24 protein-coding genes are annotated in these 21666 nt (G+C 63.2%); 14 read left to right on the forward strand and 10 right to left on the reverse strand.

The features are described from left to right. Nucleotides 1-7: 7 nt before the first annotated feature. Both AC2FLM_RS04250 and AC2FLM_RS04255 read right to left on the reverse strand, forming a co-directional pair. The gene (locus tag AC2FLM_RS04250; RefSeq protein ID WP_234138847.1) at nt 8-526 is read right to left on the reverse strand and encodes a PaaI family thioesterase; all 519 of its coding nucleotides are present in this window, start codon (nt 524-526) and stop codon (nt 8-10) included. A 1-nt stretch (nt 527) separates the two neighbouring features. Then, entirely contained in the window at nt 528-947 is a 420-nt protein-coding gene (locus AC2FLM_RS04255) for a PaaI family thioesterase (protein ID WP_234138846.1), read from the reverse strand. A 117-nt stretch (nt 948-1064) separates the two neighbouring features. Between AC2FLM_RS04255 and AC2FLM_RS04260 the strand changes: the two genes are divergently transcribed. From AC2FLM_RS04260 to AC2FLM_RS04300, 9 genes are all read left to right on the forward strand, one after another. Beyond that, on the forward strand, nt 1065-1433 hold the full coding sequence (locus tag AC2FLM_RS04260) for a MerR family transcriptional regulator (protein WP_234138845.1): 369 nt from the start codon (nt 1065-1067) through the stop codon (nt 1431-1433). Nucleotides 1434-1553: 120 nt separating this feature from the next. Further along, nucleotides 1554-1748, forward strand: a complete 195-nt coding sequence (locus tag AC2FLM_RS04265; protein WP_496856029.1) for a hypothetical protein — start codon at nt 1554-1556, stop codon at nt 1746-1748. 218 nt (nt 1749-1966) lie between these two features. Beyond that, on the forward strand, nt 1967-2368 hold the full coding sequence (locus AC2FLM_RS04270; RefSeq protein ID WP_234170547.1) for a MerR family transcriptional regulator: 402 nt from the start codon (nt 1967-1969) through the stop codon (nt 2366-2368). A 44-nt stretch (nt 2369-2412) separates the two neighbouring features. Then, on the forward strand, nt 2413-4194 hold the full coding sequence (locus AC2FLM_RS04275; RefSeq protein ID WP_496856031.1) for an acyl-CoA dehydrogenase C-terminal domain-containing protein: 1782 nt from the start codon (nt 2413-2415) through the stop codon (nt 4192-4194). Between the two features lie 52 nt (nt 4195-4246). Then, entirely contained in the window at nt 4247-4459 is a 213-nt protein-coding gene (locus AC2FLM_RS04280; protein ID WP_234143398.1) for a hypothetical protein, read from the forward strand. Nucleotides 4460-4729: 270 nt separating this feature from the next. Beyond that, a complete protein-coding gene (locus AC2FLM_RS04285; protein WP_496856033.1) occupies nt 4730-5368 on the forward strand; it encodes a glutathione S-transferase family protein in 639 nt (212 codons plus the stop codon). 10 nt (nt 5369-5378) lie between these two features. Further along, nucleotides 5379-6590, forward strand: coding sequence for an acetyl-CoA C-acetyltransferase (locus AC2FLM_RS04290; protein WP_496856035.1), 1212 nt, complete (start codon nt 5379-5381; stop codon nt 6588-6590). Beyond that, nucleotides 6590-7078: a cupin domain-containing protein gene (locus AC2FLM_RS04295; RefSeq protein ID WP_496856037.1), complete on the forward strand. Its 489-nt coding sequence runs from the start codon at nt 6590-6592 to the stop codon at nt 7076-7078. Before AC2FLM_RS04290 ends, AC2FLM_RS04295 begins: the two co-directional genes overlap by 1 nt. After that, on the forward strand, nt 7071-9272 hold the full coding sequence (locus AC2FLM_RS04300; protein WP_496856039.1) for a 3-hydroxyacyl-CoA dehydrogenase NAD-binding domain-containing protein: 2202 nt from the start codon (nt 7071-7073) through the stop codon (nt 9270-9272). Before AC2FLM_RS04295 ends, AC2FLM_RS04300 begins: the two co-directional genes overlap by 8 nt. A gap of 82 nt (nt 9273-9354) precedes the next feature. Here the strand turns inward: AC2FLM_RS04300 and AC2FLM_RS04305 are convergent, their stop codons facing one another. Next, complete coding sequence (locus AC2FLM_RS04305; protein ID WP_255700019.1) at nt 9355-9480, reverse strand: hypothetical protein; 126 nt, start codon at nt 9478-9480, stop codon at nt 9355-9357. A gap of 348 nt (nt 9481-9828) precedes the next feature. On the opposite strand from AC2FLM_RS04305, the gene AC2FLM_RS04310 reads away from it, so the two are divergent. Beyond that, nucleotides 9829-10587 carry an AbiU2 domain-containing protein gene (locus AC2FLM_RS04310; protein ID WP_496856041.1) on the forward strand — a complete coding sequence of 253 codons (759 nt, stop codon included), beginning with the start codon at nt 9829-9831 and terminating at the stop codon, nt 10585-10587. On the opposite strand, the gene parE is transcribed toward AC2FLM_RS04310, so the two are convergent. Then, entirely contained in the window at nt 10584-12542 is a 1959-nt protein-coding gene (gene parE / locus AC2FLM_RS04315) for a DNA topoisomerase IV subunit B (protein ID WP_496856043.1), read from the reverse strand. The two genes, AC2FLM_RS04310 and parE, sit on opposite strands and share 4 nt — an antisense overlap. 132 nt (nt 12543-12674) lie before the next feature. After that, nucleotides 12675-13232 carry a hypothetical protein gene (locus AC2FLM_RS04320; RefSeq protein ID WP_234219296.1) on the reverse strand — a complete coding sequence of 186 codons (558 nt, stop codon included), beginning with the start codon at nt 13230-13232 and terminating at the stop codon, nt 12675-12677. Nucleotides 13233-13379: 147 nt separating this feature from the next. Between AC2FLM_RS04320 and AC2FLM_RS04325 the strand changes: the two genes are divergently transcribed. Beyond that, nucleotides 13380-13988, forward strand: a complete 609-nt coding sequence (locus AC2FLM_RS04325) for a carboxymuconolactone decarboxylase family protein (protein WP_496856045.1) — start codon at nt 13380-13382, stop codon at nt 13986-13988. A 408-nt stretch (nt 13989-14396) separates the two neighbouring features. After that, nucleotides 14397-15338, forward strand: a complete 942-nt coding sequence (gene ppk2, locus AC2FLM_RS04330; RefSeq protein WP_496856323.1) for a polyphosphate kinase 2 — start codon at nt 14397-14399, stop codon at nt 15336-15338. A 2-nt stretch (nt 15339-15340) separates the two neighbouring features. Here ppk2 and AC2FLM_RS04335 read toward each other — a convergent pair whose 3' ends face one another. From AC2FLM_RS04335 to AC2FLM_RS04350, 4 genes are all read right to left on the reverse strand, one after another. Beyond that, nucleotides 15341-15952, reverse strand: a complete 612-nt coding sequence (locus tag AC2FLM_RS04335; protein WP_496856047.1) for a glutathione S-transferase family protein — start codon at nt 15950-15952, stop codon at nt 15341-15343. After that, complete coding sequence (locus tag AC2FLM_RS04340) at nt 15949-16842, reverse strand: alpha/beta fold hydrolase (RefSeq protein WP_496856049.1); 894 nt, start codon at nt 16840-16842, stop codon at nt 15949-15951. Before AC2FLM_RS04340 ends, AC2FLM_RS04335 begins: the two co-directional genes overlap by 4 nt. Before the next feature lie 65 nt (nt 16843-16907). Continuing rightward, nucleotides 16908-18065: an alpha/beta hydrolase family protein gene (locus tag AC2FLM_RS04345; RefSeq protein WP_496856051.1), complete on the reverse strand. Its 1158-nt coding sequence runs from the start codon at nt 18063-18065 to the stop codon at nt 16908-16910. Between the two features lie 3 nt (nt 18066-18068). Beyond that, nucleotides 18069-18698, reverse strand: a complete 630-nt coding sequence (locus tag AC2FLM_RS04350) for a TIGR02453 family protein (protein WP_496856053.1) — start codon at nt 18696-18698, stop codon at nt 18069-18071. 108 nt (nt 18699-18806) lie between these two features. Between AC2FLM_RS04350 and AC2FLM_RS04355 the strand changes: the two genes are divergently transcribed. Further along, nucleotides 18807-20159 (forward strand): MATE family efflux transporter, encoded by a 1353-nt coding sequence (locus AC2FLM_RS04355; protein ID WP_496856054.1) that lies wholly within the window; start codon nt 18807-18809, stop codon nt 20157-20159. Between the two features lie 209 nt (nt 20160-20368). Then, nucleotides 20369-21112, forward strand: a complete 744-nt coding sequence (locus AC2FLM_RS04360; protein ID WP_496856056.1) for a hypothetical protein — start codon at nt 20369-20371, stop codon at nt 21110-21112. Here the strand turns inward: AC2FLM_RS04360 and AC2FLM_RS04365 are convergent. Then, complete coding sequence (locus AC2FLM_RS04365; RefSeq protein WP_496856058.1) at nt 21109-21666, reverse strand: PqiC family protein; 558 nt, start codon at nt 21664-21666, stop codon at nt 21109-21111. The two genes, AC2FLM_RS04360 and AC2FLM_RS04365, sit on opposite strands and share 4 nt — an antisense overlap.

Raw genomic sequence — 21666 nt, forward strand, 5'->3', positions numbered from 1 at the left:
GTACGGCTCAGCTTTCGGGTTTGGGATCCTGCGGCATCAGGAAATGCCCGGTCCCCTGCGCATAAAGCTTGTCGTGGTGGTCCTGCCATGCCTCGACCCGGACCGAGGCATAGCGCCGCCCGGCGCGGCTGATATAGGCGCGCGCATAGGCATCGCGCGGCAGGCCCGAGCGCAGGTAGTCGATGGTAAAGTCGATGGTCTTGGGAAAGCGCATGTTCTCGTCGGTCAGAATATCCTCGGGCGCCAGGTCACCGCTCTCGATCCGTTCGAACAGATGCGCCCAACTGAGGGTGATGATTGCCGTCACCTCGAGAAACGCCGCCGTCACCCCGCCGTGGATGGCGGGAAGGAACGGGTTGCCGATCAGCTTGTCGTCGAAATTCAGCACCCCGGTCAGCTCGTCCCCGCGGCGGTCAAAGGTGATGCCCAGAAAGCGGATATAGGGCACGCCGCTGACCAGCGCGTTCAACGCGGCATCGCGGCGCTGCTTGACCACCTGCATCGGTTCGGGACGGGTCCGGGCCATCTCAGCGACCCTCCACGGTAAACGCACCGGCAGCGGTGGCGACGGGTCGGTCGGTATCGTCATCGGTGGCAACAGCACGGACAAAGGCCACATTGCGCGTGATATGGTGACAGGTCGCACGGGTGGTGATGGTCTGCCCCGGGGTCGCGGCCCGCATGTAGTCGATCCTGAGGTCGATTGTCGCAGTTCCGCCCGGCGCTGCGGGATGACTCATGACTGCGGCGCCGCAGCAGGTGTCCAGCATCGCCGACACCGCGCCACCATGAATGACACCGGTACGCGGATCGCCCACCAGATCGGGGTTGTAGGGCATGGAAATCTCGGCCTCGCCCTGACCGATATGGGTCAACTCCAGCCCCAGCGCTTTGGCATGGGGTATCGCCTGGATGAATTGCCGGGCCAGTTTCACCTTGTCTGTCATGCGCTTGCGATCCCGCCTTTGTTCCGCTCCTTTATGAGCAGGCCGCGACACAAAGGGCAAGCCCGGCAGTTGCGCTGGAATTCGCAAGCCCCTAGGTTGCGGGCAAGGAGATTGGACATGCCCGAGACGCGTTTGTCATTCAAGGAGATGTGCGCCGAGTTCGACGTGACCCCGCGCACGCTCAGATATTACGAGTATATCGAACTCCTCCAGCCCGACCGCGAGGGGCGTGCCCGCTATTACGGCGCCCGCGAACGGGCGCGGATGAAGCTGATCATGCGCGGCCGACGCTTTGGATTTGCGCTGGAAGAAATCCGTCAGTGGCTGCTGATCTACGAGGATGAAGGCAACCAGGCGCAGATGACCGCCTTTGTCGAAATGGCCGACCGCCAGATGAACGAATTGCGCCTGCAACAGCAGCAACTGGAAGAAGCCATGAGCGAGTTGCAGCAGCTGCGTGAACAAACCGCCAAAGGCATCAAGTAAACCGCTCCTTGCCGCAAACGTGATCCGGGCGCGCGCGCCGATGGGTTGCCTTTGATCCCTGCCTGGCGCAGGCTGGACCCTGCCCTGCACCTGCCGGCGGGGCCTTTGCGGGAGGATCAGATGCCGAACCCTGCACTCCTTGTATTCCTGACGATCGCCGCCCTTGCACTGGCGGCCTGCGACCCCGGTCCCACCGGGCACGGCACCGCGCCTGCGGGCGTCGACCAGGCGCAATGGGACCGCGAGATCGCCGCCCGCCGTCAGGCGCGCAGCGACTTCTACCGCGGGCCACGCGGCGGTGCCACCGGACGCTGATTCCGCTGCTTTACCGTCGGTACCGGCCGCGAAACACAGTTCGGACGCGGCTTCCGCCGGGTAAGGAAATGTCGTCAAAGGCGCCTTCCGCGACTTGATCTTACGTCAGCAAAAAAGTGACGTGACGTTCAGCTTACGTCAACGTCAACTGAATGTTGTAAACGGCGGGCAAGCTGATCACCTCTCTGCCATGACGCCAGCGACGAGAGATTGAGAGAATGACCGAAGACCTGATGACCATCCGCGAAATGTGCGACGCCTATGACGTGACGCCGCGCACGTTGCGGTTCTACGAATCCAAGGAGCTTCTGTTCCCGGTCCGGGAAGGTCAGAAGCGCCTGTTCACCAAACGCGACCGCGCCCGGCTCAAGCTGATCCTGCGTGGCAAACGGTTCGGCTTCAGCCTGGAGCAGATCCGCCAGCTGCTGGACCTCTATCACGTGGGCGACCAGCAGCACATGCAGCTGAACCGCACCTACGAGATCGCCCACGAGCGGCTTGCCGATATGGAAGCGCAGCGCGACGAGCTGACCCAGGCCATCGACGACCTGCGCGAACAGCTGCGCTGGGGCGAGAAGGTGCTTGCCTCGATGAAAGACACCAAGAAGGCGGCCGAATAAGCCGCCTGATCCGACACCAGACCCACGACTTCAGGGAGCCATCCATGCCCATCTATACCGCCCCCACCAAGGACACGCAGTTCATCCTGCACGACGTTCTCAAGGTCTCGCAATCCGACACCCCCGGCTATGCCGAACTGGACGCCGATTTCACCGGCGCCGTGCTGGAAGAGGCCGGCAAGATCGCCACGAACGTGCTGCACCCGCTGAACGCGGTGGGCGATACCGAGGGCTGCCGGCTGGAAAACGGCGTGGTCTATACGCCGACCGGGTTCAAGGACGCCTTTGAGCAGGTCAAGGAAGGCGGTTGGACCGGGCTGGACATGCCCGAGCAATATGGCGGCCAGAACATGCCCTATGTGATCGGCACCGCGGTGGGTGAGATGTTCTCGGCCTCGAACCAGGCCTTCACCATGTATCAGGGCCTGACCCATGGCGCCGCCTCGGCGATTCTGGCGCATGGCTCGGACGCGCAGAAGGATACCTATCTGCCCAAGATGGTGTCCTGCGAATGGACCGGCACCATGAACCTGACCGAGCCCCATTGCGGCACCGATCTGGGCCTGATGCGCACCAAGGCCGAACCGCAGGCGGACGGTTCCTACAAGATCACCGGGCAGAAGATCTTCATCTCGTCGGGCGATCACGACATGGCCGACAACATCGTGCACCTGGTGCTGGCCAAGATCGTGGGCGGTCCCGAGGGCATCAAGGGCGTTTCGCTGTTCATTGTCCCGAAGTTCATGGTGAACGAGGATGGCAGCCTGGGCGCGCGCAATGCCGTCTCGGTCGGCAAGATCGAGGAAAAGATGGGCATCCACGGCAATTCGACCTGTGTGATGAACTATGACGGCGCCACCGGCTATCTGCTGGGCGAGGAACACAAGGGCATGCGCGCCATGTTCACCATGATGAACGAGGCCCGGCTGGGCGTCGGCATGCAGGGCCTGGCCCAGGCCGATGCCGCGTACCAGAACGCGCTGGAATATGCCAAGGACCGGCTTCAGGGCCGCGACGTGACCGGGGCCAAGAACCCCGATGGCCCGGCCGATCCGCTGATCGTACACCCCGACATCCGTCGCAACCTGATGGATCAGAAGAGCTTTACCGAGGGTGCACGCGCCTTCATCCTGTGGGGCGCCACGATGATCGACGCGGCCCATCGCGCCGACGACAAGGATGCCGACGGGCTGGTGTCGCTGCTGACACCGGTGATCAAGGGCTTCCTGACCGATCAGGGCTATGACATGACCGTGCAGGCGCAGCAGGTCTATGGCGGCCATGGCTACATCGAGGAATGGGGCATGTCGCAATATACCCGCGACGCCCGTATCGCGATGATCTACGAAGGCGCAAACGGCGTGCAGGCGCTGGACCTGGTGGGCCGCAAGCTCGCCCAGGACGGCGGCAAGCACGTGATGGCCTTCTTCGAACTGGTCAAGACCTTCTGCAAGGACAACGCAGGCGAAGACGAGACCTATGACAAGGGCTTCATCGAACCGCTGAAAGCGGCGTCAAAGGATCTTCAGGCCGCTGGCATGTATTTCATGCAGAACGGCATGAAGAACCCCAACAACGCGCTGTCGGGTTCCTATGACTTCATGCACATGTTCGGCCATGTCTGCCTGGGCCTGATGTGGGCGCAGATGGCCAAGGCCGCCCGCGCCGCGCTGGCTGGCGGCGCCTCGGATACCGCGTTCTACGAGACGAAGATCGCGACCGGGCGTTACTACATGGCCCGCCGCCTGCCCGCCACCGCCATGCACCTGGCCCGCATCCAGACCGGCGCCGAAACGGTCATGGCCCTGGACGCGGCGAACTTCTAAGCTGCCGGGTGGGCAGAGATGCCCACCCACCCCAGCCCGACAGGAGAGCCCGATGCCGAAACGTTTCCGCCTGACCCGCCGCTTCCCGGTTGCGATGACCGAGGACGGCTATCGCAGGCTCAAGAGCTTCTCGCGCGAGGCCGGGCTGGACGAAGGCGAGGCATTGTCCTTTCTGTTCGAGAATTTCAACAGCGTGATCAACGAGGAGAATCTGACCCATCGGCTGCGCCTGTTCAACGCCGAGCTCGACGACCGCAAGCGGTAGAAGGCGCCTTCGGCGAGAGTATTTGCAGCGGAATGAAAACCATGGACGCCCACCCCGCCCTCCGGCCCGACCGTCAGGCGGAACGCAGGCGGGACGGCGGGGCTTCACTCCGCGCGGTCATCGGCTCTCCAGCCTGTACCGCTGCCGAAAACAGACCAGATTAACCTTTATGCCCGGTAAAGAGGCCCCTGCTTCATTTCGCCGGAAATACTCCACGGGGGTGCGGGGGTGTGAAACCCCCGCCGCGACATTGGCCAAAGGGAGGCTTGGATGACGATCAAACTCTACTGCTTCGGAGAAAGCGGCAATTCCTACAAGGCGGCGCTGGCGCTGCAACTCTCGGGCCTCGACTGGGAACCGGTCTTTGTCGACTTCTTCGGCGGTGAGACGCGAACACCCGAATATCGCGCCAATATCAATGCGCTGGGCGAGGCTCCGGTGCTGGTCGATGGCGATTTCAAGACCGGACAATCGGGCGCGATCCAGGCCTATGTGACCGAGGCATCCGGCAAGTTCGGCGGCAAGACCCGTGAAGAGAATTACGAGATCCTGCGCTGGGTGCTGTGGGACAACCACAAGCTCAGTTCGATGGCCGGTCTGACCCGCTTCCTGATGAATTTCCTGCCCGAGGACAAACGCCCGCAAGAGGTGATCGCCTTCAACCAGGGCCGGCTCAAGGCCGCCTATGCCACGCTGAACGCCCATCTCGAGGGCCGCGACTGGATCGTTGGGGACAGCGTGACCAATGCCGATCTCAGCTGCTGCGGCTACCTCTATTATCCCGAATCTTTCGGCTTTGACCGCGCCGACTGGCCCCATATCGACGCCTGGCTGGACCGCATCGCCGCCCTGCCCGGCTGGAAACACCCCTATGACCTGATGCCCGGCAATCCGTCGGATCGCGCTTGAGGAGACCAAGATGACCGAAGCTTATATCTATGACGCCGTGCGCACCCCGCGTGGCAAGGGCCGCAAGGACGGCAGCCTGCACGAGGTAACCTCGGTGCGCCTCAGCGCGCTGACGCTGAACGCGCTGAAAGAGCGCAACAATCTCGAAGGTCACGCGGTCGAGGACGTGATCTGGGGCAACGTGACCCAGGTGATGGAACAGGGCGGCTGCCTGGCGCGGACCGCGGTGCTGGCCTCGGATCTCGACCAGTCGATCCCGGGCCTTGCCATCAACCGGTTCTGTGCCAGCGGCATGGAGGCGGTGAACCTGGCCGCCAACCAGGTCAAGGGTGGCGCGGGCGAAGCCTATATCGCCGGCGGGGTCGAGATGATGGGCCGCGTGGCCATGGGCAGCGACGGCGCCGCCATCGCCGTCGATCCCAGCATCGCGATGGAGACCTATTTCGTGCCGCAGGGCATTTCGGCCGATATCATCGCCACCGAATACGGCTTTACCCGCGACCAGGCCGACGCGCTGGCGATGGAAAGCCAGCGCCGCGCCAAAGAGGCCTGGGACGAGGGCCGCTTTGCCAAATCGGTGATCCCGGTGCGCGACCAGAACGGGCTGACCATCCTGGATCATGACGAATACATGCGCCCCGGCACCGACATGCAGTCGCTGGGCGGCCTCAACCCCGCCTTCCAGATGATGGGCGAGCAGATGCCCGGCTTCGACAAGATCGCGATGCTGAAATACCCGCATCTGGAGCGGATCAACCACATCCACCATGCGGGCAATTCCTCGGGTATCGTGGATGGGGCCGCCGGCGTGCTGATCGGCAACAAGGAATTCGGCGAGAAATACGGGCTGAAGCCGCGCGCGCGCATCAAGGCCACCGCCAAGATCGGCACCGATCCGACCATCATGCTGACCGGCCCGGTGCCGGTGACCGAGAAGATCCTGGCGGACAACGGCATGAAGATCGGCGATCTCGACCTGTTTGAAGTGAACGAAGCCTTTGCCTCGGTCGTTCTGCGCTTCCAGCAGGCGTTCGATGTCGACCCGGCGCTGGTCAACGTCAACGGCGGCTCGATTGCCATGGGTCACCCGCTGGGCGCCACCGGCGCGATCATCATCGGCACCCTGCTGGACGAGCTGGAGCGTCGCGACCTGGAAACCGGTCTTGCAACGCTCTGCATCGCGTCCGGCATGGGCGCGGCCACGATCATCGAGCGCGTGTGATGCCGAAACTGGACCTCGAAAGTATCGAACGGCGTATCGGCTCGGTCTATCCGGGTCGGCTGAACGCGGCCATGGATGGCCGATCCAGCCTGCGCCTGGGCGATGCCGGCGGGCTGAGCCAGTTCGGTGTCAACCTCGTGCGGCTGGAACCCGGGGCGATGTCGTCGCTGCGCCATTACCACATGGAGCAGGACGAGTTCGTCATGGTGACCGAGGGTGCGCTGGTTCTGATCGACGACCAGGGCGAGCATCCGATGGTTCCGGGCGACTGCGCCACCTTTCCCGCTGGCGACCCGAACGGGCACCAGTTCGTCAATCGCACCGATGCGCCCGCCACCTTTCTGGTGGTGGGCACGCGGACCCCGACCGAGACCGCTTATTACAGCGATATGGACATGATGGTGAAACAGGATGCCTCGGGCTTCGCTTTCACCCGCAAGGATGGCAGCCCGCTGACGGCTGACCAGATCGGAGACGACAATGACTGATTTTACGCTGACCAAGGACGCCGACGGCGTCGCCTTCATCACCTGGGACGCCCAAGGCAAATCCATGAACGTGATGACCCGCGAGGCCTTTGAACTGGTTGACAGCCTGGTCGATCAGGCGCTGGCCGATGACGAGGTCAAGGGCATCGTCATCACCAGCGGCAAGTCGGATTTTGCCGGTGGCATGGACCTGAACACGCTGGCGGTGATCCGCGAGGAAGCGGGCGACAACCCGGCCCAGGGCCTGTTCGACTTTGTCATGGGCGGCCACCGCATCCTGCGCAAGCTGGAACTGGCGGGCATGGACCCCAAGACCAAGAAGGGCGGCAAGCCGGTCGCCTGCGCCATCAACGGCACCTGCGCCGGGATCGGCACCGAGATCGCGCTGGCCTGTCATCACCGGGTGATGACCAGCAACCCCAAGGCCAAGATCGGCCTGCCCGAGATCCTGCTGGGCATCTTCCCCGGCGGCGGCGGCACCATCCGCTATTCCCGCATGGTGGGCGCCATGGCCGCCGCCCCGGTCCTCTTGGAAGGCAAGATGATGGACCCGGCCAAGGCCAAGGGCGCGCAGATGGTCAACGCCCTGGCGGACGATCCGGTCGCCGCGGCCAAGGAATGGGTGCTGAACGCCAAGGATGCCGATCTGGTCAAACCCTGGGACGCCAAGGGATACAAGATGCCCGGCGGCGCCCCCTATCATCCGGCGGGCTTCATGACCTTTGTCGGCGCCTCGGCCATGGTCAACGGCAAGACCCAAGGGGCCTTCCCCGCCCCCAAGGCATTGTTGAGCGCGATCTACGAGGGCGCGCTGGTCGATTTCGACACTGCACTGCGTATCGAGGCGCGCTGGTTCACCCATGTGCTGATGAACCCCTCCTCCTCGGCCATGATCCGCAGCCTCTTCATCAACAAGCAGGCGCTGGAAAAAGGCGCCGTGCGGCCCAAGGACATCCCCGACCAACGGGTCAAGAAACTGGGCGTGCTGGGCGCGGGCATGATGGGCGCGGGCATTGCGCTGGTCAGCGCGCAGGCGGGTATGGAGGTCGTTCTGATCGACCGTGACCAGGCCGCCGCCGACAAGGGCAAGGCCTATACCGAAGCCTATCTCGACAAGGGGATGAAGCGCGGCAAGGTCACCGCCGAAAAGAAAGAGGCGATGCTGGGCCTGATCACCGCCACCCCGGACCTGGACGCGCTCAAGGGCTGTGACCTGATCATCGAGGCGGTGTTCGAGGATCCGGGCGTGAAGGCCGAGATGACCAAGAAGGTCGAGGCGATCATTCCCGAGGACTGCATCTTTGCCTCCAACACCTCGACCCTGCCGATCACCGGTCTGGCCAAGGCAAGCGTGCGGCCCGAGCAGTTCATCGGCATCCACTTCTTCTCGCCGGTCGAGAAGATGCTGCTGGTCGAGATCATCAAGGGCAAGGAAACCGGCCCGCGTGCGGTGGCCAAGGCGCTGGATTACGTGCGCCAGATCAAGAAGACCCCGATCGTGGTCAATGATGCGCGCTTCTTCTACTGCAACCGCTGCATCATCCCTTATGTCAACGAAGGCGCGCGGATGATCACCGAGGGCGTGTCGCCGGTGCTGATCGACAATGCGGCGCGGCAGCTGGGTTTCCCGGTGGGTCCGATCCAGCTGACCGACGAGACCTCGATTGATCTCGGCGCCAAGATCGCGCGGGCGACCAAGGCGGCGATGGGCAATGCCTATCCCGAAAGCCCGGCGGATGACCTGATCTTCTGGATGGAAGAGCTGGGCCGGATGGGCCGCAAGGCCAATGCGGGCTTCTTCGACTATGACGACAAGGGCAAGCGCACCGGCTACTGGAAAGGCCTCCAGGACAAGTACCCGCTGGCCGAGGAACAGCCCGACCTGATCGAGGTGCAGGAACGTCTGATGTTCGCGCAGGTGCTGGAAGCGGTCCGCGCGCTGGAGGAAGGCGTGCTGGAAGACATCCGCGAAGGCGACGTGGGCGCCATCCTGGCCTGGGGCTTTGCCCCTTGGTCGGGCGGCCCGCTCAGCTGGATCGACATCATCGGCACGCCCTATGCGGCGGACCGCTGCGACCAGCTGGCGGCGAAATACGGCGAGCGCTTCACCTGCCCGCCGCTGCTGCGCGAAATGGCCGACAAGGGCCAAAGCTTCTATGGCCGCTTCGACCCCGAGGCGAAATCGGCCGCCTGACGCCCCCTGTCACGACAAAACGGAACGGCGCCCCTGCAAGGGGGCGCCGTTTGCGTTTGGGGGGCGGGCCGGAAACGGGGGGTTACTTGCCCTTGGCGCGGGGGGCGACGGGGGCGGGTTTCGCCAGTCCGGCGGTGGCCAGGACCTTGGGCTTTTCCTTCTTGGGCTTCTTGGCCTCGCGATTGCCGCGATTCTTTTCCTTGGACATGGGTTTTCTCCTGACGGGTCCGGCGGGCACCATGCCTGCCGGGAGGGTAGCGTGGCCGTTGCTCTGGGTGTCAGGGTTGCCTGAACCGAGGGGGTCAGGGCGATGAGACTTTCGACGCAGCAGGGGCGCGGGGCCTTGCGGTCAACCGCCGCCTGCATGGGAGAATCTATGCTTGGGTTTGGGGTGCCGCAAGGGGGGTGAAGGGCGGTGGGGGCGGTATTTTTGTGGGGGGGAAGGTCAGAGAGTGCAGGATTGCTCGTGCTGTGCTGCCTTTGCTACAACTAAAACTAACCAACCTATGCTGGCTCCAAAGCATAGGAAACAACCCTTTTGAGGCGAAAAAGTCCATTGAGTAAGCAATTGTCACCAAGCGAAGTCAGAGCCGAGTACGTTACAATACTTGGAAAGGAGCTAGGACCCCTTTGGTATGAGTTCAAAAATGATTTTCTAAATCTCATGATTGAGTGGCGCGTTTACCGAGCTTTTTTTGGAACAAATCCGGAGCGTGTCGACCTTCTGAACTCGATTTCTGGTTCAACGGCCAACCTTTTGGAACGCCAAATGTTTCGCTCTGTCTTGCTGGGTTTGCGAAGATTGACAGAACCGCATCAAGGATCACGTAGAAAGAACGAACCAGTTTCGATTTATGCAATCGTGTCACAAATTTCTGACCCAAATGTTGAACAAAGATTGAGGGAACTGGCACGTGTCGCTGTTTCAAAGTGCAAGTTCGCCGTGAATTGGTCAGACAAGGTCATCGCACATTCAGACTGGGAAGTTCGAAGCGGAAAAGCTCAACTAGAGATTGCTTCTCGGGAGAAAGTTGAAGCGGGCCTTCGGTCAATAGCGGAATTTGTGCAGCATTTTGGCAAAAGAAACCTAAATACGACCTATGTCTTCGATATAATTGAGCCGCGAGGTTCGGATGAAATAAAGTTTCTCGAAGCCCTATACGAAGGCTCAAGAGCGCTTGCCAAGAAAAAAACCGACTTAGAAAGTTTTCGCCAAAATCGTGATTGGCAAGCTATTGAGGATTTGGGAAGATATCCGGAATGGTTAACCGAGCGTCCGGAAACTGACTGGCACACAAAAGACTTCGAAACCTAAACATCCAACTCCTCCACAAACCGCGCGTTCTCCTGGATGTACTGGAACCGCAATTCGGGTTTCTTGCCCATCAGCCGTTCCACCAGGTCGCCGGTCTCGCCGGGTTCGTCCTCGTCAATGGTCACCCGGATCAGCTTGCGGGTCTCGGGGTTCATGGTGGTGTCTTTCAGGTCCTTGGCGTCCATTTCGCCCAGACCCTTGAACCGGCTCACGTCGATCTTGCCCTTGCCGCCCAGCCCCTTGGCCAGCCATTCATCGCGTTCGGCCTCGTCCAGGCAATAGACCCGTTTCGCCCCCTGCGTCAGGCGATAGAGCGGCGGGCAGGCCAGATAGAGGTGCCCGGTGTCGATCATCGGCCGCATCTGGGTAAAGAAGAAGGTCATCAGGAGCGAGGCGATATGCGCGCCGTCGACATCGGCGTCGGTCATGATGATGATCTTGTCATAGCGCAGGTCATCGACGTTGAACCGCGTCCCCAGCCCGACGCCCAGCGCCTGGGTCAGGTCGCTGATTTCCTGGTTGGAGCCGAGTTTGGAACTGGCCGCGCCCAGCACGTTCAGGATTTTGCCCCTGAGCGGCAGCAGCGCCTGTGTCTTACGGTCACGCGCCATCTTGGCGGAACCACCGGCGCTGTCGCCTTCGACGATGAAGAGTTCCGTGCCCTCGCGCGCGGTGGCGGAACAATCGACCAGCTTGCCGGGCAGGCGCAGTTTCTTGGTGGCGGACTTGCGCTGGGTTTCCTTTTCCTGACGGCGGCGGATGCGTTCTTCGGCGCGCAGCACCAGGAAGTCGAGGATGGCGCCCGCGGATTTGGTATCGGCGGCGAGCCAGTTGTCGAAATGGTCGCGCACGGCGCCTTCGACCAGGCGCTGCGCCTCGACGGTGGCGAGGCGGTCCTTGGTCTGGCCCACGAATTCGGGTTCGCGGATGAAACACGAGACCAGCGCGCAGCCGCCTGTCAGCAGATCCTCGCGGGTGATCTGGGCCGCCTTCTTGTTGTTGATCAGCTCGCCATAGGCGCGGATGCCCTTGAGGACGGCGGACCAGAACCCGGCCTCGTGCGTGCCGCCCTCAGGCGTGGGGACGGTGTTACAATAGGACTGGATGAAGCCGTCGCGGGACGGGGTCCAGTTGATCGCCCATTCGACCTTGCCGGGCGTGTTGAACTTCTCGGTGAAATCGACGGTACCGGCAAAGGGCTGCTCGGCATAGGTGGAGGCGGCGCCCAGCGTCTCCTTGAGGTAGTCGGCCAGCCCGCCGGGGAAGTGAAAGGTGGCCTCAAGCGGCGTTTCGCCATCGTCGATGGCCGATTTCCAGCGAATCTCGACGCCCGAGAACAGATAGGCCTTGGAGCGGATCGACTTGAACAGGCGCGCGGGCTTGAACCGGTGGTGGCCGAAGATCTCTTCGTCGGCATGGAAGGTGACGGTGGTACCGCGCCGGTTGGGGGCGGCGCCGATCTGCTCGACCGGTCCGAGAGGGAGGCCGCGCGAGAAGCGCTGCTCATAAAGCTGCTTGTCGCGGGCCACCTGCACGACCATGGAATCCGAGAGCGCATTGACCACCGAGGCACCGACGCCGTGCAGGCCGCCCGAGGTCTGATAGGCCTTGCCAGAGAACTTGCCGCCCGCGTGCAGGGTGCAGAGAATGACCTCGAGCGCTGATTTTCCTGGGAATTTCGGGTGCGGGTCGACCGGGATGCCGCGGCCGTTGTCGCGCACCGTCAGGGCGTAATCGGGGTGCAGTTCCACCTCGATCCGGTTGGCGAACCCGGCCACCGCCTCGTCCATCGAGTTGTCGAGGATTTCGGCCACCATGTGATGCAGCGCCCGCTCGTCGGTGCCGCCGATATACATGCCGGGACGTTTGCGAACGGGTTCCAGCCCTTCGAGCACCTCGATCGAGGAGGCGTCGTAGGTGGCGGTGCTGGCTCCGCTGAGAAGATCTTCGGGCATGGGGCTGCTCATGTTGGTCGGCTTTTGATTGGCGACCATTATGGCAGGTGATGTGGTTGGGGGAAAGAGGAACGCGAGGTCTTGTGGATAACACCGGCCCACGGGGCCGGTGTCAGCGATACCGACGCGGGATCAGCTTGCCTTGGTCAACTGAATGCGGAAATTCTCTTCGATCGAGGTGATTTCCTGCCGCCAGATGTCGACCTTCACGTCAAGATCGACACCGCCGGTACCCCGGTATTCCTTGCTCCAGGCCGAGGAGCGCCCCTTGTTGAGCAGATCGAGCGTCTTTGGCTTGCCTTCGGTCTCGTAATTCGTGGTGGTGACCTCGGCCGTGTAATAGGGCATCGCGCCATCCCAATAGATCAGGTTGCCGATGACCAGATAGGCGTCGGTCTCGGTTCCCTGATCCCAGATCTGATAGATGACCGCGCCGAAACAGCCGTCGAGCCCTTTGGACTGCATGCCCCAGACCCGTCCCCACCCCGCCAGCAGATCGTCGGTGGGTTCCATGAAATTGCCCTGCCAGCGATAATTGCAGACATGGCGAAGGTCATAGCGGGTTTCGTTGAGTAACTCGACGACCACCGCTGTCGACGGGGTCTGAAATGCCGCCCACGCGCGGCTCGCCAGTTTGTCGATCTGGTCGATCGCCGTGTTGGCATCAAGCTTGACTTGCCAGTTTCCCATGAGATGCGCCTTTCCAGTTGTGCCGTGGAATGGTGGCTGCAATCGCACGCGCGGGCTGTGCGCCAGATCACAACCTGTGGGCTTGTCCCACCCGCCCCCACAGATGCAAGGTTGTCGGAGACGACGCAGATATCTTGGAGCACTAGCATGAGCTGGATCAAAACGGTGCCGTTCGAAGAGGCAACGGGCAAGTTGCGCAGGCTGTATGAGCGGGTGACCGGACCGGGGGGGAATGTGGACAACATCATGATGGTCCACTCGCTCAGGCCGCATTCGATGGAAGGGCACATGGCGCTCTACAAAAACGTGCTGCACCATACCGGCAACAAGATCCCCAAGTGGTTTCTCGAGGTGCTGGGGGTCTGGGTGAGTGCCCTCAACGGCTGCGCCTATTGCGTTGAACACCACTTTGCGGGGCTTCAACGGCTGTTGGGTGACCCGGCGCGGAGCGATGCGATACGCGCAGCAATTTCGGCGGCGTCGCCCGATCAAGCGCCCCTCGACGCGCGAGAGAAGGCCGCCATGATCTATGCCCGCAAACTGACCGAAGCCCCGGCAACAATGGCAGAGGCGGATGTCGAGGCCCTGCGCGCGGCGAACTGGGAGGATGGCGAGATCCTCGAGATCAACCAGGTCTGCGCATACTTCGCCTATGCCAACCGCACGGTGTTGGGGTTGGGTTGCTCGACAACTGGCGATGTTCTGGGCCTGTCACCGGGCAACTCGGAGGATCCGGACGACTGGGGCCACCGCTGAGTGAGCGGGAAAGGCAGGTCAGGGACAAGGGGCTCTGCCCGAAGATGATACTGAGGCGGCTCCGCCAACAATGGTGCTAAGGGGGGCTCTGCCCCCCGGTGCAAAATTCGTCGAATTTTGTCACCTCCCCCCGGAGTATTTGCAGCGGAATGAAGAGGCTGGTCCGGCCTTCGCCAGATGATGTTGCCAGACCTACCAAAAGCTGACCCGAAATTGTCGCATTTCTTGACACGGATCAACGCGCGCACTGCACGAGACGGGTAGAGTCGCTCGCAAATCCGATGCAATGGTTACGAGGAGACAGAGCTTTTGGAGACAGCAAAGCGTATCACCCCGCAGAAAGACAGCAAGGCCAATGGGGCGGACGCCTCGGACGCTGTGGTAAAGGTCGTCGAAACGCAGACGCCAGTGGCTGATGCCAAGGCCGAAGCGACCGCCGCACCCTCGGCCGAGCCGGCGCCAGCGCCAACACCCGTTCGCAAGACCCGAATGCCGACACCGGAAACGGTGCGGCACGCGTTTGAAAGCGGGAAATATCCCTATAGGCGCAAGATGTCCCGCCGCCCCTACGAGGCGGAAAAGGCGATGTTGCAGGCCGAACTCTTGAAGGTTCAGCTTTGGGCGCAAGAGACCGGCGAGCGGTTCGTACTGCTGTTTGAGGGCCGCGATGCTGCCGGCAAGGGGGGCACCATCAAGCGGTTCATGGAGCACCTGAACCCGCGCCAGGCCCGCGTGGTCGCCCTGAACAAGCCCACCTGGGAGGAAAAGGGCCAGTGGTACTACCAGCGCTATGTGCAGGAACTGCCCACGGTGGGCGAAATGGTGTTCTATGACCGCTCCTGGTACAACCGCGCCGGGGTCGAACGGGTGATGGGGTTCTGCACGCCCAACGAATACTTGGAGTTCATGCGCCAGACGCCGGACCTGGAGCGGATGCTGGTGCGCTCGGGCATCCGGCTTTACAAATACTGGTTCTCGGTCACCCAGGAAGAACAGCAGCGCCGCTTCAAGAGCCGCGAGACCGACCCGCTGAAACAGTGGAAACTGTCGCCGATCGACAAGGCGAGCCTCGACAAGTGGGACGATTATACCGAGGCCAAGGAGGCGATGTTCTTTTACACCGATACCGCCGATGCGCCCTGGACCATCATCAAGTCGAACGACAAGAAACGTGCGCGCCTGAACTGCATGCGGCATTTCCTGTCGACCCTTGATTATCCCGGCAAGGATATCGAGGTGGTCGGCGCACCCGACCCGCTGATCGTGGGTCGCGCCCATCACGTGCTCCACAAGTCCGAGCATATCCTGGGCACCGCCTTGCATCCCGACCAGCGGGCCAAGCAGGACTGATCTCAGTCGCCGCCGCCTGTGTCCAATGCGCGCTGGAAGGCCGGGCGCGCGGCCATGGCGGCGGCGAATTCGGCGAGCCGGGGAAACTCGGCCGCGCGGCCCAGCCGCGCCACCACGCCCGCGGGAAAGCTGAGCAGGATGTCGGCGGCGCTGAGCCCATCCAGCACGAAATGGCCCGAGGGGCGCAAGCTGTCCTCCATGAAGCGGAAATGGCTGCTCAGTTCCGACTGGATGCGCGGATGCAGAGGCGCGCCTGCCTCGCCCAACAGGCCTACATAGAGATTGAGCAGGATCGGCGTCATCACCGAGCCTTCGGCGAAATGCATCAGTTCCAAGTGTTCGGCCCAGGCGGGGCTGTCCTGCGGCGGCATCATCTGCGGCGCGTGGCGGGTGCAGAGATAGTCGACGATGGCGCCGGATTCGGCCAGCCGGATGCCGTCGGTCTCGATCACAGGCGATTTGCCCAGCGGGTGGATGGCGCGCAGTTCGGGCGGGGCGAGGCGGGTCTTGGGGTCGCGCTCGTACCGGATGACGTCGTAGGGCAGGCCCAGTTCCTCGAGCAGCCAGAGAATGCGCAGCGAGCGGGATTGGGCCAAGTGGTGGACGGTGATCATGGGGCGGTCTCCGGTTGGGGCATCCAGTTCAGGATGGCGGCGGCAACCCGGTCGGGCGCCTGATGGCACAGCCAGTGGTCGGTGCCGGGGATCGTGATGCGGGTGAGCTTTGGTGCAAAATCCTCGAGCCCCTCGGTCGCCTCGGGCAACAGCGCGCGGTCGTCCGGCCCCCAGAGCAGCAGATGCGGGCAGCGCACCCGCAGCCGGTCGAGCGGCAGATCGGGCAGATCGGTGCGGGGTTGCCCGGGGGCGGCGATCACCAGAGGTGAGGCGCGGTACCAGTTGAGCATGGCGTCGAGCCTGCCGGGGCGTGCCCATTCGGCCTTGTAGTCCGCCAGCTGCTCGGGGCTGAGCCAGCCCTGCCCGCCCATGTAGCGGGTGAAGAAACCGGTCAGTGCCTTGTAGTCATCGGCGGCGAAATGCTGCGTCGCTTCGGGCGCGCGCAGGGCGTTCATGTATTGCGAGGCCGCCGATTGCGCGCCACCCGCCGCCAGCGCGCGCTGGAACGGCACCGGGTGCACGCCATTGGCGATGATCAGGCGGTCGACCAGTTCGGGGCGGAACATGGCCAGCCCATAGGCCACCGCCGCGCCCCAGTCATGCCCCAGCACGGTGAGCGGTGTGCCAAGGGTTTCGGCCAGCGCCGCCATATCCGCGACAAGGTGGGATGTGGCGTAGTGTACGACACCCTCGGGCGCCCAGCTCTGGCCATAGCCGCGTTGGTCGGGGGCAATGCAGTGAAACCGGTGGGCCAGATGCGGGGCGAGATCGGCCCAGGCGCCGCCGTATTCGGGAAAGCCGTGCAGCATCAGAAGCGGCGGCAGCGCGGGATCGCCCCAGCGGCGGAGAAAGAAGCCTTGTCCGTTGAGCGTTACGGTTTCGGTCTGCATGGCGCGCTCCGGGATCTGATCGCCCCAGTCAAGCAGGTTGCGAGCCTGCGGGAAAGGTGTGGCGTTCAGTGACCTTTCGTCAGCGTCTCGAATGTGAGGGCGCGGGCAGAGGTGGGGGCGAAACCGTTAAAGCTGTCGTCAAGGTAGGCTTGCATGGTCTCGTCACCCTTCAGATGCAGCGACAGGAAGGCGGTGGCGAAATGCTGGGCGATATTGTTCATGCGCACCGTATCCCAGACCGGATCGGCGTAATGATCGAACGGGATGAAGTCGAGCGCGGGGGATGCGGCCCAACTCTCGGCCGGGGCGGGGATGGGCGCGGCGGCATTGTGGCTGGCCCCCTGAAACGTCAGCAAGTGGCGGGTGGTGCCGGTGGTCTGCTCGAAGATACCGCGCATGGCGGCATAGTCCGAAACCTCGTCAAGGCTGCCCGCCATGATCATCAGCGGTTTGTCCAGCCCGGCAAGGCCGGAGGTATCCCAGATGCCCCGGTGATTGCCCCAGGGGCCGATGGCGATCATGGCGCGCACGCGCGGGTCGATCAGGGCCGCGTGGGTCTCAGAGCCGGAGACGTGGCGGGACAGCAGCCCGGCGGGCGGCGCGAAATCGGCGGTGGGGGCGGTGCGGCTGACACCAGCCCCACCAAAGACCAGCGCGCCGTAACCGCCCATGGAATAGCCGATGACGCCGGTGCGGTCGGTATCGGCCTGCGGCACGGTTCCGGCTATGTGGTCAATCACGGCGCGCTGGTCGAGCGGGCGGTGATAGAGCGTGGCGCCAAAAGCCCCCTGATCGGCATAGGTGCTGTCGGCGTGATCGGGGGCGGCTGCGATGAACCCGCGCGAGGCCAGCGTTTCCCCCAGATGCGACATCAGCAGCCGGTTGCCGGGATAGCCATGCGAGATCACCACCAGCGGGAAGCGGCCCTGCGCCGGGGCGGCATCACGGGCGGCACGGCCAAGGAGGCGGGTGGCGGTCTGTCCGTCGCGGATCAGCGTGTCATAGTGGCCGTCCGGTGGAGTGTCGGGCGCGGCTGGGTACCAGAGCTCGACCGTCATGGGCCGGTCGTAGATGGGCTGGTTGCCTTCAGTGGTGCGGGCCACGTCGATCCGGCCGGGAATGTCGAATTGCAAGGTCCGCACGCCAACGGGAAAAGGGCCATATCCGGCCTGTTCCGGGGCGTCGGGGCGGACGGTGTCGATACGGTTGGGGATATGGGACATGGGTCAGTCTGCCAGCAGGGCGGAGAGCGCCGCCTGAAAAGGTGTCAGCCGGTCGAAGTCGCGGGCTAGTTGCGCGGCGAGATCGGTCAGACCGGCATCATGATCGAACCAGAGCGTCAGCGACTTGCGGCGCGCCAGATCGGCGAGCGGATCGCCGGGCGCAATCGACGGCGCGGGGCGCTTGAGCTCGGGCTCGGATAGCCGCGCGCCTTGCCCGACAAGGGTCTCGATCTCGGTCAGCAATGCGGGACCGAGGCGGGCCAGGCGCTCGCGATAGCGGGTCAGCGTTTTCGCGTCGAACCCCATTCGCCCACCACCTGCAGTGACATAGTCGGGCGAGACACCAAAGAAGTATTGCGCCCCCTCCGGCGTGGTCCAAAGCAGGTGCAGATGGGTGTGATAGGGCGTCTTGTCCTTGGAGAACCGTACATCGCGCTGGGGTCGGAACAATTTGGTGGCGGTGCCCGGCCCCAGCCGCGCAGCCAGTTGATCCAACAACATCTCTGCGGGGCGTTTCAATTCGGCCTCATAGCGTGGCTTTTGCGCCGAGAACCAGTCGCGGCTGTTATTGGCCGCAAGCTCTGCCAGAAAGGTGCGCGCCTCGGGGATCAGTTGATCGAACGGGTCTGACATCTCTCTCCCCTTTGGCCCGGAACCCGGTCAGGCTATCAGTCCGAGGCAATGGTGCAACGGCGAATATGGTGCTTGCCCTCACCTCTGCCCGCACCTAAGCCTGACCGGATGACCAAGGTGATGACATATCGCGGCCATGCAAAGGCGATTGCGGTGCTGGGCCTGCCGCTGATCGGTGGGCACCTGGCGCAATTCGCTATCGGGTTGACCGATACCGTCATGCTGGGCTGGTACGGGGTCGAGGCGCTGGCGGCGGTGACGCTGGCGGGCAGCTATTTCTTTGTGCTCTTTCTGTTGGGCGCGGGCTTCGGCTGGGCCGTGATGCCAATGGTGGCCACCGCCGCCGCCGAAGAGGACGAAACCTCGATCCGGCGGGCAACGCGGATGGGGCTCTGGGCTTCGCTGATCTTTGCGGTGCTGGTGCTGCCACTTCTGATCTGGTCGCAACCGATCCTGCTGGCGCTGGGGCAAGAGCCCGAGGTGGCGGCGCTGGCCGCCGAATACCTCCGGGTGGCGGGTTGGGGCATGGTGCCGGCGCTGTTGGTAATGGTGCTCAAATCCTATCTGGCGGCGCTCGAGCGCACACAGATCGTGTTCTGGAGCCTGGTCGGCGCCGCGCTGATCAACGCGCTTGTCAACTATATGCTGATCTTTGGCAATTGGGGGGCGCCCGAACTGGGGCTGGTGGGCGCTGCCGTGGCCTCGGTTGCCACACAGTTGGTCTCGCTTGCGGTGGTGGTGATATATGTGCTGCGGAGCTTGCCGGAACACACGCTGTTTCAACGCTTCTGGCGCCCGGATGCCGAGATGTTCCGCCGCGTGCTGCGGCTGGGCCTGCCGATCGGCTTGACCAACCTGGCCGAGGTCAGCCTGTTTGCCGCATCGGCGGTCATGATGGGCTGGCTGGGAAAGGTACCCCTGGCCGCGCATGGGATCGCGATCCAGCTGGCCTCGGCCACGTTCATGGTGCATCTGGGCCTCAGCAATGCGGCAACCATACGCGCCGGCACCGCTTTTGGCCGCCGTGACCGGGCGCATCTGGCGCGCGGCGGGCTGGTGGCAATCGGTCTGTCGCTGCTCATGTCGATGGTGACCATCGCCCTGTTCCTGGGATGGGGGGCGCCGCTGGTGTCGCTGTTCATGGAACCCGACGATCCCGACCGGCCGCAAATCCTGACCATCGGCGTGGGGTTGCTGGCCATGGCCGCGCTATTTCAGCTGGTCGATGGGGCACAGGTGATGGCGCTGGGCCTGTTGCGCGGCGTGCAGGACACGACAGTGCCAATGGTCATGGCCGCGGTCAGCTATTGGCTGGTCGGAATTCCCGCATCTTATGTTCTGGGCTTCATGCTGCAATGGGAGGGGATCGGCGTCTGGGCTGGCCTGTCCCTGGGCCTCGCCTGCGCCGGAACCTTGCTGATGACACGGTTCTGGCGCCGGTCGATCCGAAAAGTGGCGTAGCGCCTCCAAGGTACGGGCTCATTTTCTTGCAAAGAAAATGACCAAAGAAAATTTCAATTTTCTTTGGCAGAATTTCGCTGAAATTCTGCTCCCGCCCCTGAATGGCGCCGCCCTCTCCTGATGTCGTTGCACGGGTCCCGGTGGCATCGTGGGTTTACATCCGCGTGATAGTCGTTGCGCCGGCTGACTGGGTGCTTAGTGTTTCGGCCATGAGTTTCCTTGCCGACAATCAACTACCGCTCATTCTGTTCTGTTTCCTTGCCGGCTGTGTTGGCACGGGATGGTTGTTGATGCGCAAGCCCGCGGGGCATCGCGCCTGGAAGACCGCTGACCTGGTCTGGGTCGTGCTGGGAGGTGTCGGTGCCCTGGTGGCAGTGCTGGCAGGGCTCTACAAGACCGATCATTCCCGCCTCGACCGGCAGATCGACATCGCCTACGCCGCCACCGCCGACTTTGACCGTGACGCGGCGCGGTTCCGGCTGCGGTTCTGCGACCCGGCCTATGACAACGACATCGCCGTCCTGTGCGAGAAGATCGAGTTCCTGTCCGCCTCGACCGCCAGCAATGCCGATCTGCCGCTTTTCATCGCTGTCACCGGCGAGGTGGCGCCGCTGGTCGGTCTGCACCTGCTGTTCGGCAGCCCCGGCATGCGCGACATGTCCGATCAGGTCGAGTCCTTTGCCGTCGATGAATTTCTGGTCTTTGCCACGCTCGATGCCCCGACCGAGGCGGCGCTCGAGGCGATGCGCCGCAAGGTTCCGCTGATTGCCAGCGACTTTCAGATCCTTGCCCGCGCCTACGAGGATCTGATCGCGCAGATCGGCAAGCTGAAATCGGAATGGGAGTATCTGCAGGCCAATGCCCATATCCTGCTGATCCAGCTGCTGGCATTGTGCCTTGTCAGCTTTGCCGCGCCTTTCCGGCTGGGCAAATCCATCGTCGAGCTGCGCTAGCCCCGTGCAATGGTTTTCGCGATCTCATTGACCAACAGGCGCAGCGCCTCGGTCTGTGCGGCGGCAAAGGCGGGGATCGTGGCCTCGTTCATCGGCACCGAATAGGAAAACCGCCGGGCGCGCTCCATATTGCCATGCGCGGGCGAGGTCAGGAAATACTGCCCGGAAAAGGCCAGCGCCTGCCCCGGCACGCCCGACAGGCGGTGCACCTTGACCGCGACCTGGATATCGGCCAGCCCCTCGAAGGGCCAGGGATCGGCGGCGACCGAGGCGGTCAGCGCCTGATCCAACCCCGCCGCCAGCATCTCGGTCAGGGCGCGTTCGGGCTCATCCGCCCAGAATCCGGTCTTGGTGGGCCGCAACACCCCGTCCTCGCCCAACAGCGTGATTTCGCTGTCGCTGACATAGGCGGGCAGGTCCATGCGCGTCACCTGGATGGTACGGACGCTGCTGCGATAGGTCTCGACCCCGGTGATCTCGGGCAGCAGATAGCGTTCCTCGGGGCCGGCGCAAGCGGCCAGCGCCAGAAGAGCAAGGGCAAACAGTCGTCTCAT

This window comes from Ruegeria sp. SAZD011, assembly GCF_059612545.1.